Source organism: Sulfurimonas sp., assembly GCF_050296975.1.
GTDB lineage: Bacteria > Campylobacterota > Campylobacteria > Campylobacterales > Sulfurimonadaceae > Sulfurimonas.
In genome coordinates this window covers 100,362-114,437 of sequence record NZ_JBNKRX010000023.1, presented here as the reverse complement: position 1 = coordinate 114,437, position 14,076 = coordinate 100,362, and the positions used below count along the sequence as shown (strand labels likewise).

15 protein-coding genes are annotated in these 14,076 nt (G+C 30.7%); all 15 read left to right on the top strand.

Annotated elements, in window-relative coordinates; genetic code table 11:
• The first annotated feature begins 66 nt into the window (after positions 1–66).
• Positions 67–1,299, top strand: coding sequence for an argininosuccinate synthase (locus ACQY56_RS06775; RefSeq protein WP_428737164.1), 1,233 nt, complete (start codon positions 67–69; stop codon positions 1,297–1,299).
• 28 nt (positions 1,300–1,327) lie between these two features.
• Positions 1,328–2,059, top strand: coding sequence for a ferredoxin-thioredoxin reductase catalytic domain-containing protein (locus ACQY56_RS06770; RefSeq protein WP_428737163.1), 732 nt, complete (start codon positions 1,328–1,330; stop codon positions 2,057–2,059).
• A gap of 3 nt (positions 2,060–2,062) precedes the next feature.
• Positions 2,063–2,512 carry a 50S ribosomal protein L9 gene (gene rplI, locus ACQY56_RS06765; protein ID WP_428737162.1) on the top strand — a complete coding sequence of 150 codons (450 nt, stop codon included), beginning with the start codon at positions 2,063–2,065 and terminating at the stop codon, positions 2,510–2,512.
• Between the two features lie 93 nt (positions 2,513–2,605).
• Positions 2,606–3,148, top strand: a complete 543-nt coding sequence (gene hslV, locus ACQY56_RS06760; RefSeq protein WP_428737161.1) for an ATP-dependent protease subunit HslV — start codon at positions 2,606–2,608, stop codon at positions 3,146–3,148.
• Positions 3,148–4,482: an HslU--HslV peptidase ATPase subunit gene (hslU, locus tag ACQY56_RS06755; protein ID WP_428737160.1), complete on the top strand. Its 1,335-nt coding sequence runs from the start codon at positions 3,148–3,150 to the stop codon at positions 4,480–4,482. The genes hslV and hslU overlap by 1 nt, the downstream gene beginning before the upstream one ends.
• Positions 4,483–4,491: 9 nt before the next feature.
• Positions 4,492–5,376, top strand: coding sequence for a GTPase Era (gene era / locus ACQY56_RS06750; protein WP_428737159.1), 885 nt, complete (start codon positions 4,492–4,494; stop codon positions 5,374–5,376).
• Positions 5,366–6,349 carry a L,D-transpeptidase family protein gene (locus ACQY56_RS06745; protein WP_428737158.1) on the top strand — a complete coding sequence of 328 codons (984 nt, stop codon included), beginning with the start codon at positions 5,366–5,368 and terminating at the stop codon, positions 6,347–6,349. The genes era and ACQY56_RS06745 overlap by 11 nt, the downstream gene beginning before the upstream one ends.
• Positions 6,350–7,639 (top strand): M99 family carboxypeptidase catalytic domain-containing protein, encoded by a 1,290-nt coding sequence (locus ACQY56_RS06740; RefSeq protein ID WP_428737157.1) that lies wholly within the window; start codon positions 6,350–6,352, stop codon positions 7,637–7,639. It begins immediately after the preceding gene.
• An 11-nt stretch (positions 7,640–7,650) separates the two neighbouring features.
• Complete coding sequence (locus tag ACQY56_RS06735; RefSeq protein WP_428737156.1) at positions 7,651–9,186, top strand: hypothetical protein; 1,536 nt, start codon at positions 7,651–7,653, stop codon at positions 9,184–9,186.
• The gene (gene pilO / locus ACQY56_RS06730) at positions 9,183–9,818 is read left to right on the top strand and encodes a type 4a pilus biogenesis protein PilO (protein WP_428737155.1); all 636 of its coding nucleotides are present in this window, start codon (positions 9,183–9,185) and stop codon (positions 9,816–9,818) included. The genes ACQY56_RS06735 and pilO overlap by 4 nt, the downstream gene beginning before the upstream one ends.
• Positions 9,818–10,288 carry a hypothetical protein gene (locus tag ACQY56_RS06725; protein ID WP_428737154.1) on the top strand — a complete coding sequence of 157 codons (471 nt, stop codon included), beginning with the start codon at positions 9,818–9,820 and terminating at the stop codon, positions 10,286–10,288. The genes pilO and ACQY56_RS06725 overlap by 1 nt, the downstream gene beginning before the upstream one ends.
• A gap of 9 nt (positions 10,289–10,297) precedes the next feature.
• Positions 10,298–11,878, top strand: a complete 1,581-nt coding sequence (gene mshL / locus ACQY56_RS06720) for a pilus (MSHA type) biogenesis protein MshL (RefSeq protein WP_428739616.1) — start codon at positions 10,298–10,300, stop codon at positions 11,876–11,878.
• Positions 11,879–11,895: 17 nt separating this feature from the next.
• Positions 11,896–12,705: an AAA family ATPase gene (locus ACQY56_RS06715; protein WP_428737152.1), complete on the top strand. Its 810-nt coding sequence runs from the start codon at positions 11,896–11,898 to the stop codon at positions 12,703–12,705.
• Positions 12,698–13,537, top strand: a complete 840-nt coding sequence (locus ACQY56_RS06710; protein ID WP_428737151.1) for a tetratricopeptide repeat protein — start codon at positions 12,698–12,700, stop codon at positions 13,535–13,537. The genes ACQY56_RS06715 and ACQY56_RS06710 overlap by 8 nt, the downstream gene beginning before the upstream one ends.
• The gene (locus ACQY56_RS06705) at positions 13,534–14,076 is read left to right on the top strand and encodes a hypothetical protein (protein ID WP_428737150.1); all 543 of its coding nucleotides are present in this window, start codon (positions 13,534–13,536) and stop codon (positions 14,074–14,076) included. Before ACQY56_RS06710 ends, ACQY56_RS06705 begins: the two co-directional genes overlap by 4 nt.

Sequence of the window (14,076 nt, the reverse complement as noted above, 5' to 3'; positions counted from 1 at the left end):
AAGCAAAATCTCACATACAATTCGATATAATCTGCCCCATTATTTTATCACCAAAAGGTTTTTTACATGAAAAAAAGTGTTAATAAGGTTGTTTTAGCTTACTCTGGTGGGCTTGATACTAGTATTATTTTAAAATGGCTTCAAGATGAATACAATGCAGAAGTTATTACTTTTACAGCAGATTTGGGTCAAGGTGAAGAGGTTGAACCAGCTCGTGAAAAAGCACTTAAAATGGGTATAAAACCTGAAAATATTTTTATTTTAGATATTCGTGAAGAATTTGTAAAAGATTTTGTATTTCCTATGTTTAGAGCAAATGCAATTTATGAAGGTGAATATCTTCTTGGAACTTCAATCGCAAGACCTCTTATTGCAAAAAAACAAATCGAAATTGCAAACAAAATGGGAGCTGATGCAGTAAGTCACGGTGCTACTGGTAAAGGAAACGATCAGGTGCGTTTTGAACTTGGTTATTTAGGTTTAAACCCAGACATCACTGTTATTGCTCCTTGGCGTGAATGGGACCTAAATTCTCGTGAAAAACTTTTAGCATATGCAAAAGAACATGGCATAGAGATCGCTCAAAAACATATGGATGAAAACGGTAATCCTCAAGTAAGCCCTTATTCTATGGATGCAAATTTACTTCATATCTCTTACGAAGGGCTACATTTAGAAGACCCAAATGCAGAGCCTGAAGATTCTATGTGGTTATGGACAGCTTCACCAGAAGAAGCACCAGATGCAGCAGAGTACATCACTATCAGCTATAAAAATGGTGATCCTATCGCAATTAACAGTGAAGAGATGAGCCCTGCTACACTACTTAAAACATTAAATGACTACGGCAATAAACATGGAATTGGTCGTATTGATATTGTTGAAAATAGATATGTTGGAATGAAAGCGCGTGGTTGCTATGAAACTCCAGGTGGAACGATTATGTTAAAAGCACACCGTGCTATAGAGTCGATCACACTTGATCGTGAAGCTGCACACCTCAAAGATGAGATCATGCCACGCTATGCAAAACTAATCTATAACGGTATGTGGTTTAGCCCAGAGCGTGAAGCACTACAAGCACTCATTGACAATACTCAAAAATTTGTAGAGGGCGATGTAAGACTAAAACTTTACAAAGGTAATGTGATGGTTGTTGGAAGAACTTCTCCAAAAACTTTATTTTCAGAAGCACATTCAACATTTGAGGCTGATAATGTTTATAACCAAAAAGATGCAGAAGGTTTTATTAGACTTAACGCACTTCGTTTTATTATTGCAGGAAAAGCAAGAAGTTAACATTAAAAAAACACACGAAAGGGAAATGATGATAAAAATAGATATGAACTCTCCAGAATTTATCGTTGAAATGGAAAAAACTGTAAAGTTCACAGATAAAGTAACAAACCAATTTGGTTGGGTTTACAACCCTCAAGTGGAAGTAAATGAAGGTGTGCAAATGGGTCTTGCACGCAATAAAATGATGTATGGTAAACGTTTTTGTCCATGTTTTATGGTTGAAGAGGTTGATGGCAAAGCACAAAGTGTAGATAATAGAATCTGCCCTTGTAAACCAGCAATTGAAAAAGAACTTCCAGAAGAAGGGAAATGTCACTGCGGAATTTTTTGTACACCTGAATTTGCTGCACAACAAAAAATTGAACTTGGTATGGAAGAGGTAGCACATACACATTCACGTGGATTAACAAAAGAGGAGTGTGAAGCACTTGTAAATAATAGTGAACTTGATAGTGATGAACTCGTAGCTCTTCTTGAAGCACGTGAACTTGGAATGGTACAATTTACACTTGTTGATGTTCGTGAACATATGGAATGGCAAATGGGTCACATTAAGGGTGCTGATAAACTAGTACCTACGAGTAGCTTCTTCCAAGCTTTAGAAAATGCAGGACTCGATAAAGATGAAAATATCATTGTTTATTGTCATGTTGGTAGCCGTTCAGCTCATGTTGCAAGAATTATGACAGATATGGGATACACAAAAATTGGAAACTTAACGCATGGTATCGTTTCATACCATGGTGAGATAGAGAGATAGTTTATGAAAGTACTTTTAATTAAAGATGTAAAAAGTTTAGGTAACGCTGGTGAAGTTAAAGAGGTAAAAGATGGTTATGGTAAAAACTTTTTAATTGGCAAAGGTTTTGCTAAACATGCTACTGAAGAGATTTTGGCTGAACATGCGGCTGAGCAAGAAAGATTAGCTGCCCAGCAAGCTGCAGAGATTGCAGCTTTAAAAGAGATGGCTGTAAAACTTGATAAAGCAGAGATTGTAATTACTAAAAAAATGGGTGAGAACGGTCATCTTTTTGGTTCAGTTACAAAAGATGAAATAGCTGGAGCTTTACTAGAACAACACTCTGTAGAGATTGATAAAAAACATATTACAGATAAAACTGTCATTAAAATAATCGGTGAACATTCACTTGATCTCAAACTTGGTCATGGAATCCATGCTACACTTCACGTAGATGTTCAAGGGGAAGTGTAACAACATGAAATGTTTTTTCTTGTCGATAGACAAAGCTTTAGTGAGAGGAATTTGTCACGGAATTTACTTCCTTGGCAAAGGAGACAGACAATAATGTTTGATGCAACTACGATACTAGCTTACAAGGGTAAGAATAAGGCTGTTATCGGTGGAGACGGTCAAGTCACTTTTGGTGATAGTGTGCTTAAAGGCAATGCTACTAAGATTCGTTCACTTTATAACGGGAAAATTTTAGCTGGTTTTGCTGGAAGTACCGCTGATGCTTTTAACCTTTTTGATATGTTTGAAGAGTTTTTAGAGAACAAAAAAGGGGATATTTTAAAATCTGTCATAGAGTTTTCTAAAGCTTGGAGAAAAGATAAAGTACTTCGCCGTCTTGAAGCGATGATGATTGTTTTAAACAACGAACATATCTTTATCTTAACTGGAAACGGTGATGTAGTTGAACCTGAAGATGGAGAGATCGCTTCTATCGGTAGCGGTGGAAATTTTGCAATCTCTGCAGCACGTGCACTTAAAAAACATGCTGATCTTGATGAAGAGACTCTCGTAAAAGAGTCTCTTTCAGTTGCTGCTGACTTATGTATATATACAAACCACAATATTAAAACTCTGATTTTAGAGGATAACAAATAATGGATATGACTCCAAAACAGATTGTTGAATATCTTGACAAGTATGTCATTGGACAAAAAAATGCTAAAAAAACTATAGCACTTGCTCTTCGTACAAGATATAGAAGAATGCAACTTGACGAAATAATGCGTCAAGAGATCAAACCAAAAAATATTTTGATGATTGGATCAACTGGTGTAGGTAAAACAGAAATTTCTAGACGTCTTGCAAAAATGATGAAAGTGCCTTTTATTAAAGTTGAAGCTTCAAAATATACAGAAGTTGGTTTTGTTGGGCGAGACGTTGAGTCCATGATTAGAGATCTAGTTGTTAACTCTGTTTCAATTGTAAAAGAGGAACAAGAAAAAAACAATCGTGAAAAAATTCACAACTATGTTATCAATAGAATTGTAGAAAAACTTTTACCACCACTTCCAGAGGGTGCAAGTGAATCAAAAAAAGATGACTATCAAAGACTTCTTGAAGCAATAGAGAAACGTGTAGAGTCTGGTGAGATGGATGAAAAAACGATTGAAATTGAACTTGATAAATCTGCCCTGCAAGTTGAATTTGCAGACACAAATTTACCACCTGAAATGATCAAAGTTCAAGAATCTTTTTCTCAAATTTTTGCTTCCATCAATAAAGAAGATAAAAAGAAAGAACTGAAAGTAAAAGATGCAAAACTACTTCTTCGTCAAGAAGCAAGTGCAAAACTTTTAGATATGAATGCGATTAACGCAGAAGCTCTTCGTCGTGCTGAAAATGGTGGAATTATTTTTCTTGATGAGATCGATAAAATTGCTTTAAATGAGAAGTCTCAAGGGCGTAACGATCCTTCTAAAGAGGGTGTGCAACGTGACTTGCTTCCAATCGTTGAAGGCAGTAGTGTTTCTACAAAATATGGAACTATTCAAACAGATCACATTCTTTTCATTGCAGCAGGTGCTTTTCATGTGAGTAAACCAAGTGATCTTATCCCTGAACTTCAAGGACGTTTTCCTTTACGTGTTGAGTTAGAAAGTTTAGATGAAGAAACACTTTACCAGATTTTAACACAAACAGAGAACTCACTTTTAAAACAATATCAAGCACTACTTGGTGTTGAAGATATGGATCTTGTTTTTGAAGATGAAGCAGTCAAAGCGATTGCAAAACTTTCACACAAAGCGAATGAAACGGCAGAGGATATAGGTGCTCGTCGTCTTCATACTGTTTTAGAGAGAATTTTAGAAGACATTAGTTTTGAAGCAGATGAATATAAAGGAAGAGAGTTCAAAGTAACGAGTGAACTTGTCCATGAAAAACTTGATATCATTGTTGAAGATGATGATTTATCTAGATATATCTTATAAAGGAGCTGTATGACAAAAGCAGGTTTTGTATCACTTATAGGTCGTCCAAATGCTGGTAAAAGTACCTTAATGAATTCTCTTTTAGGAGAGAAGATTGCAATGGTTAGCCAAAAAGCCAATGCTACAAGAAAACGTTCGAATGCAATTGTGATGCATGACGATACACAAATCATTTTTGTTGATACTCCAGGCTTACATGAAAAAGAAAAGATTTTAAATCAATATATGCTTGATGAAGCTCTAAAAGCGATAGGAGATTGTGATCTTATTGTATACCTTGCTCCTGTTACTGATTCATTAGAACACTACGAAAAATTTTTAACACTCAACAAAAAAAACACTCCACATATTGTGGCTCTTTCAAAAATTGACCAAGTATCACAAGAAAAATTATTTAAGAAAATTGCACAGTACAATCAATATGCAGATAAATTTGAAGCACTTATCCCTGTAGCAATACCTAGACAAGTTGGTCATAAAGACCTACTCGATACAATCACAAAACATCTTCCAGAGTCACCCTATCTTTTTGATCCAGAAGATCTAACAAGTGAACTTGTGCGTGATATTTATGCAGGTTTTATCCGTGAAGCTATTTTTGAAAATATTAGTGATGAAGTTCCATATGAATCAGATGTTATTATAGATAAAATTTATGAGAATGAAGGTATCGATAAAATATATGCAACAATTATTTTAGAAAAAGATTCACAAAAAGGGATCATTATCGGAAAAGGTGGAACTGCTATCAAACGCATCGGGAAATCAGCACGTGAGAAGATCGAAAAACTCAGTGGTCAAAAAATATATTTAAACCTCCAAGTTGTTGTAAAAAAAGGGTGGTCAAAAAATAAAAACTTTCTAAAAGAGATAGGTTATGATAATGAAAAATAAATTTAGCTTACAAATTTTCCTACTATTTACACTTCTTGTAAATATTTTAGCTTCCAATACGGATATTTTAACAAATTATAGAGTCAATGGAGTTGAAAACATTGAAAAACAACTTGACAAAGAACTAACAAACATAAATTATTGGCAAGAATTTTTAAAAACTAAAGATACAAAATTTGGCTATATGGAATCATACTGTAATATTCTTACTTGTAACAAACAAAAGTCAAAACTAACTATTTATCAAAAAGATGAAAGCAGTTCAACATACAAACTCCTCAAAGAATACCATGCATATACAGGGAAAGAAAAGGGCGATAAACTCAAAGAGGGAGACTTAAAAACTCCTATAGGTATATATGAATTAACACAAAAAATAGATAAATTAGATCCATTTTATGGGCCAATGGCTTTTGTAACATCTTATCCGAATACATATGATAAATATCGTCATAAAACTGGTCAAGGGATTTGGATTCATGGATTACCAATTGATCAACAAAGAGATGAGTTTACAAAAGGCTGTATTGCTATTGATAATGAAAATATAGAATGTTTAGATAAACATCTTGATCTTTCAAAAACTGTTTTACTTATTGATAAATCAGATATTAAAACAAATATAGCAAAACAGGAGTTAGCAGTTATCCTCTCACAACTCTATACTTGGAGATACGCTTGGATATATAATGATTTAGATACATATCTTAGTTTTTACGATAAAGATTTTGAACGTTTTGATGGAATGGACAAAACAAAATTTTCAAACTACAAAACCAGAATATTTAATAAAAAAGAGAATAAAACAATTATATTTACCAAAATAAATGTTTTACCATATCCAGATACAAAAAACATTTATAAAATAACTTTTACTGAACAATATAAATCAGATTCATTCTCTTTTACAGGTGATAAAGTTTTAATTGTACAATTACTTAATAACAAAATATCAATAATTACAGAGAAGTAAATGAAACATATACTTACTCTTTGTTTTTTAAGTTTTTCTATTCTTTTTGCATCAAATGTGCAACTCATTAAAAAAGAAAATCCTGATTCTAATACAACTTTGTTAGTTATAGGTGGCATTCATGGAAATGAACCAGGGGGATATTTTACAGCATCAATTTTATCCCAACACTATAATATCACTTCTAAAAATTTGTGGATTGTACCTAATTTAAATAGAGATAGTATTCTTCAAAATGAACGTGGTATTTATGGAGATATGAATAGAAAGTTCTTATCTATAAAAAATAATGATCCAGATAAAACGATTGTTGATGAGATCAAAAAAATTATTTTAGAACCCAAAGTTTCTTTAGTAGTTAATCTTCATGATGGTCATGGATTTTATAGGAAAAAAAATCAAGGAAGTATTTTTAACCCAAATGCATGGGGGCAAACATGTGTTATAGATCAATGTCAACTCAAGCAAAATCAGATATTTGGTAACTTAAATGATATTGCTTTAAATGTAAAAAACAATATAAATCAAAGACTTTTAGCCAAACATCATAAGTTTGATGTTAAAAATACACAAACAAAATATGATGATGAACAGATGCAGCTCTCATTAACATATTTTGCAGTAACACATAACAAACCAGCTTTTGCAATTGAAACAAGTAAGAACCTTTCTTCCCTTTCTCAAAAAGTGTTTTATCAACTGTTAGCGATTGAAGAATATATGAAAATTATGGGAATTACATACAAAAGAGACTTTACATTAAATGAAAAAGAGTTAGCAAAAATACTAAAAAACTATGGAACTTTGACTATAAATCACAATTTTTTGTTAGATTTGAACAATATAAAAAAAATTTTAAGGTTTATTCCGATAAAATCAGCTAGTAATGATTTTAAGTTTTCCCACTCTTTGGGGAAAATCAAAGAATCTAAAGGGGTTTATAAAGTTTATATTGGTAATAAACTTATTACCAAGCTTAAACCACAGTACTTTAAAATTTCTTCAAATTGTCCAGAAAGTTTTATAGTTGAAGTAGATGGGAAACAAATTCCCATTGAAAAAGCTTCAAAATTTTTTGTACATGACGATTTTAAGGTTTTAGGTATCAAAGGATATCGTGTAAATATTATCGGTTATTCATCACCACACAAAACTGATGAAAGTGGTCTTGTTATTAGAAAAAAAGATATGAATAAACTTTATTCTATTGACAAGAATGGTAGTATTTACAGGATTGAATTTTATAAAGAAGATAAATTTTGTACTATGCTATTGGTACAATTTAAATAGGATTATAGTTTATGAGTAAATCAGAACAACACTCTTTTTCCAGTGTATTATCAATTAATCCATATAAGGAAACCTATTACAAAGGTATTTCTAGCTTTATTAGTGAAGAAACTTCTCCAGAATATTCAAAAGAACAATTAGTCATAGCTTATCTTAATACAAAAGAATTTATCAATGCCCAAATTGAGATAAGTAGAAATATTCCAGAAGAAGACTTACATGATGCTCTTAGCAATAAAGTATATGATGAGTTGGCACTTGATCAAGCAGTAGAATATAAGATTCAATATATTGAAACTTTCGATAGTTTGGATGAGGAAAACAGACATTTTCATGCCTTTATTGTTGATCCATTAGATGTTACTAATACGTTTACAAATGTTATAGAACAGATTAAATATATTGATGTCATTATCCCTGTCCCACTTCTAATAAAGTCTTTATATGCAAAAGAGATTATTGACAACTCTGGAGTTCACTGTTATATCTATTTTCAAGAGAACGACGCATTTTTAACAATCTATTCTGAAAAAGAGTTTGTATATACCAAATCTATTAAATACTCTTTTTTAGATATTCACGAAAGATTCTGTGAACTTTATGGTGAAAGAATTGACTACGATGAATTTATTAAATTTTTCACTCAAGAAAACCTTAAAGAGAGTGATAGCGAATATAAAACTTATATTATAAAACTCTATAAAGAGCTTTTTGCAAATATCAATGATATTTTAACATATACCAAAAGGGCTTTTGAGATAGATAAAATTGATCATATCTATATCGGTTCTCAAATACAAACTGTAACACAACTTCATGAAATGATTGAAGCTGAAATCAATATACCTTCTAGTCAATTTAGTTTTGATTATGGATTTGAAAACGGTGACACTTATGTAGATCAACTCCATGCTCTTATGCATTTATACTCTAATTTATCTAATGAAGATAGATATAAATGTAATTTTACTGCGTATAAACGTCCTCCAAAATTTATACAAAGAGATAGTGGTAGGTTAATTACAGTTGTTGCTGCCTCTATAGCTTTAGCATTTGCATATCCAATAACATATTGGGTATTAACATATGCTCAAATTTTACAAAAAGATTTGTTAGAACAAAAATATAAAGAGTTACATAATACAAAGATCACAAGAGAAACGACTATCAAAAATAGATTGGCTGAGAAAGACAAATCTCTTCAACTTTTAACAAAAGAACAAAAAGAGTATGATGACAAAAAGAATACTTTAGTGAAAATTCACAAAGTTAAAGTTGATTACCCTATGAAAGCTAAATTATTAGCTCTTTTTACAAATGAGATGTCTAAATTTAGTGTAAAAGCAACAAAAACTGCTTATGCTGAAGAAGATTCAAAACAAACATTAAGTATCAACTTAGCTTCAAAAAATGATAGACAAATCACTCAACTAGTTGAACATCTAACTAAAGTTTATGAGGGAAAATATGTTTTTGCATTAGAGGAAATTCTTCTTGATGATACAGCAAAAATGTATCTTAGTGAACTGAAAGTGAAATTACCATGAAGATAAATATAGAAGATTATTTACACAAAATTGATTCAGCATTTAAAAATAAATCAAAAAAAGATATTCAGATGATCTACATTATGGTAGTTTTTGGTATCTTTGCTTTTGCATATCTTTTTTTCTATGATAGCTCTTTTGAAAATTTTGAAAATACACAAAAAGAAGTATCAAGTTTACAAACTAAAATCAATATAGATGAGCAGTACTTACAACAGAATCCTGAAGCTGTTGTTACCAACTTAAATAAAGAGATTCAAGAAATTGATAAAAATGTTGCACAGATTCAAGAGAACAACTTGTATATTAAGAGTAAAATTGAAACAATATCTTCTATCATATATGATGAAAGAAGTTGGGGTGAGTATTTAGATTCCATTACAACAAATGCTCAAAAATATCATATGAAAGTTAATAATTTTACAAATAAATATGCTTTAAAAGAAAATGCATTTGGTCATGTCTTAGATATATCTGTTGAAGCGACTGGAAGTTATACTAACACTTTAAAGTTTATTAATGCATTAGAGCAAAGTGAATTAGTAGTTGATATCCATGATTTCAATATTGAAGCAAAAGAGAAAAAAATCTACTCAGATTTAAATATATCAGTTTGGGGGATTACATACTAATGAAAACATTCACTATACTTATCTCATTATTTGTGTCAACTATACTTTTGGCGAATAGTCAAGCAGCTACGAACCCCAGTGAATTATCATGGGTAGATGAACAAATAGAAGCAATCAAACCTTCTCGTTCAGGTGCAACTAATGGTTATTTAGGACAAATCCGTGATCCATTTATTTTCTTAGATAAAGAAGAAAAAAAAGTTTCTAAAACATCATCAACTATTCAAACAACAAAAAACATAACTTCTACAAATGTTGTAAAAACTCCGAAAAAAGCAGGCAAACTTACGTTAGAAGCTATCATAAATCATTCAGCTTTGATAGATGGAAAATGGTATAAAGAGGGACAGAACATTTATGGTTATAAAGTTGCAAAGGTCGATGGAAAAAATGTGCTTTTGAAAAAAAGTGAAAAAAATTTACTCTTAACAACAAAGAGTAAAAGAAGTTTAAAATTTAATAGCAATTAGGGATTGAATATGAAATATATAAAAACATCAATTTGTGCAGCTTTACTGACTGCAACTTTATCAACAAGTAGTTTTGCTGATTGTTCTTATGAGCTTTTTAGTATTAGTTCTGCTAAAGATACAAAAATTATAGATTTTGTTGAACAATTAAGTGATGAATGTGGTTTTAGTATTGTAGTCTCTGATCCTTATGCTGAAAAATCTTTAGACATAAAACTCAACAAAACAAATCTAAAAAATCTAACTATCGATGAAGTTTTAAATCTCATTTTAAATGAAAACAATCTTTCATACACACTAGAAAATAATATATTGAAGATTTCATACTTAACAACAAAAGTATTTAATATTGACTATATTTTATCGCAAAGAAAAAGTACTGGTAGTACCGATATCACACTAAGTTCTGGTTCATCAAATGACCAATCTTCATCAACATCTAATACAAGTGACTCTGGAACTTCTTCAACAACGAATAGCTCTTCCTCTGATAGCGGTATAAAAATTGAAAGTACAGATGAGGTGAAGTTTTGGGATCAACTTGACGAAGAATTTGTTAAAGTTCTAAACCGACCACATGATAAATATGAAGCTTCACACCCTATTATCAATAAAAATGCAGGACTTATCACTGTAACCGCTACACAAAAACAACTAAAGCGTTTTGAAAATTATCTTAAAAAACTACAAGAAAAAGTACAACTGCAAGTACTCATTGATGTGCAACTATTAGCTGTTACCATGAGTGAAGGACAAAGTACAGGTATTGACTGGTCACAACTATATGCTTTACAAAATATGCATTTAGCTCTTGATAGAAGAGATTGGCAAAATGTTACGACATATGAAGATGATACTATTACTGAAGGGATTTATAGTGGAGCAAGAGCTATTGGACAAATGATCACACTTCAAGCTAATGCTGACTTAAACGAAGTTATAAAGTTTTTAAAAACACAAGGAGATGTAAACTCTATTTCTAATCCAAAAGTTTTAACACTAAATAACCAACCAGCTCTAATTACATCTGGAACTGAATATTTTTACAAAATTCAATCTTCAACAAATCAACAAGGCTCTGGTGGTGGTGTAGCAGCAACTACTCAAGATGAAGAGATTCAATCTGTTTTTGCTGGAGTATTATTAACAATTACACCAGAAATTTCAAATGATGATTCTATAACATTAAAAATAAACCCTTCACTCTCTGAAACAGCTCAAGATATATCTGCTACCGATAATTCAGATAGAGCTATGCCACCTGATTTAAATCGTCGCCAATTATCTTCTGTAGTTACAGTAAAAGATGGTAAAAGAGTTATTCTTGGTGGATTAATCAATACTAAAAACACCAATGAATCTAATAAAGTTCCTGTTTTAGGAGATATTCCACTTATTAGCTATATGTTTAAGTATGAAGAAATGGTAAAACAAACTCAAGAACTAGTAATAATTATTGAACCACATATTATTCATAAGAATAAACCAGATATATCTCTATCTGATCTAGGATATGAAGGTTTAAGTAATGACTTATTAACAGCTCCAAGAGGTTCAAACAACAACAGTTCATCTAATGATGAAAAATAATTAGGACTTAGATATATATGAATAGTATCTATACTAAATCAAGAGATGTTTTTATAGATACTGTCAATGTTGGAGATTATGTTCAACTAGACAGAGTTTCAACGATTTATCAATCCTTGAAAGACTCTATAAAAAAACCTCTCAAAATGGTCTTACTTTTTGGAAAACCTGGCACTGGAAAAAGTATGTTTTTATCAAAGCTCTATAAAGATTTGCTTGAATCATACAATATTTATCTCTATCAAACACCTATTATTGATGAGAGTGAGTTTTATAAAACACTTGCGCAAGATATTTTTGACACAAAGTATAATGGTGAACTCAACTTTACTCAATTTATGAAAATTATCAACTCTAAAGATTTAAAAACTGTACCAGTAGTACTCTTAGATGAAGCACAGCTTTACTCTGAAATTTTAATGGAGAAAATTCGTTTACTCTCTGATAGTAGAACTATCAAATTTGTTATTACACTCCATAAAACTGAAAAAGAGGATGTTATAGCAAAAGAACATTTTCAAACTCGTATTTGGGAAACTATTGAACTTGAAAACGCTTCTAATGTTGAACTTAAAATTTATATTCAAAAAAAATTGATGAAAGCAAATTGCTTTGATAGTGCTAATGTTTTTACTCAAAAGTCAGTGAATAAAATATATTCGTTAACCAATGGAAATTATAGAGAAACCAATAAATTACTTTACACTCTTTTTGATATATACGCTACATATGAAAAAAACAATCAACTTTTTGAAGTCAAAACGGATCGAGTATCTCATAAACTTATAGAGATGGCTGCAATACATACAGGACTTATAGATGCTTAATACACGTGATTTAGAAAAACGATGGTTACGATATAAAATAAAATCTGTTCTCCTTCCATCTACAATTATTGTGCTGAGTTTAGCTACTATTTCTATTTTTTCATTTCTTTATTTTTCAGATAAAGAACAAGAAGATATTAATATTTTAAATGATCAAAAACAGTTGCTTACACAAGTTAAAGTTAATAATAATATACAAAGAGAAATAACGCAAAATATTGCACCACAAAAGACACCTGAAATTTCCAATGTAATTGATACTCATGTAGAATTAAACAAAACTAATTTTGAACAAAAAACTACATCAACAAAAAAAGTTGTTTTAAAACCATCTTTAGAATTTATAAAAAATATTGAAGAATCATCTGATGGTTATTATCATAATATTCCAGAAGAAGAGACTTTTAATACAGCTTATGTTGATCCAAAACCTAAAAAAAATGTTCAACAGAAAACTGATGCTGATGAAGAAAATGAAGTCGTTATAACTTCTGAAAAACCTAAAAAAATTGTTATTGCTAAAGAAACAAATATGGAAGATATTAAAGATGCTGAAAAAAGATTTAAACAAAACAACAATCCAGCTTTGAGTCTATTTTTGGCTAAACAATATTATGCCAAAGGTGATTATTCTAAATCTTATAACTATGCTTTAAAAACAAATCAACTTGATAAGGATAATGAGGATAGCTGGTTAATTTTTTCAAGATCATTAGTAAAACTAGGTAAACCTGACCTAGCAAAAAAAGCCCTCAAAGAATATATTAAGTATTCACACTCAAGTAATGCGCAATTGCTTTTAGATGACATAATGACAGGGAAATTTCAATGAAAATATTACTCATTCTTTTTTTATCACTAAATATTTATGCCAGTGTTAAGCAAGATATATTAAATTTGTTCCAAAATAAAAAATATGAAGATGCGTGTAATATAGGATTTGATAATTTTGCTAGATACACTAAAGATGAAGAGTATTTATCTATATATGCTTTTTCATGCCTAAAAGCTGATTATATTGATCGATTAGCACTTCCTATTGCAATGTTAAAGTTTTCACAAGAATCCCGTTCTAACTCTGCATATTTCTCCGTAATTTTCATGCAAAAAAAACTGTTATACCATGCACTTTTAGATGATTATGATCTATCAGAGTTCAATCTTCCAACTACGGATTATGTACTTTCTAAAGTTTTTGAACTTTATGCAAAACTTGGAAAACACAATAAAAGAACACTTTATATTTTTGATGACACATCAAATGAAAAAATCTCCTATAAACTTTACTTAGAAAAAGACTACAAGATACCTAAAATGGTAATTGAAGAGTATTATGATACTATACTTATAAAACGACATATTTATTGGTAA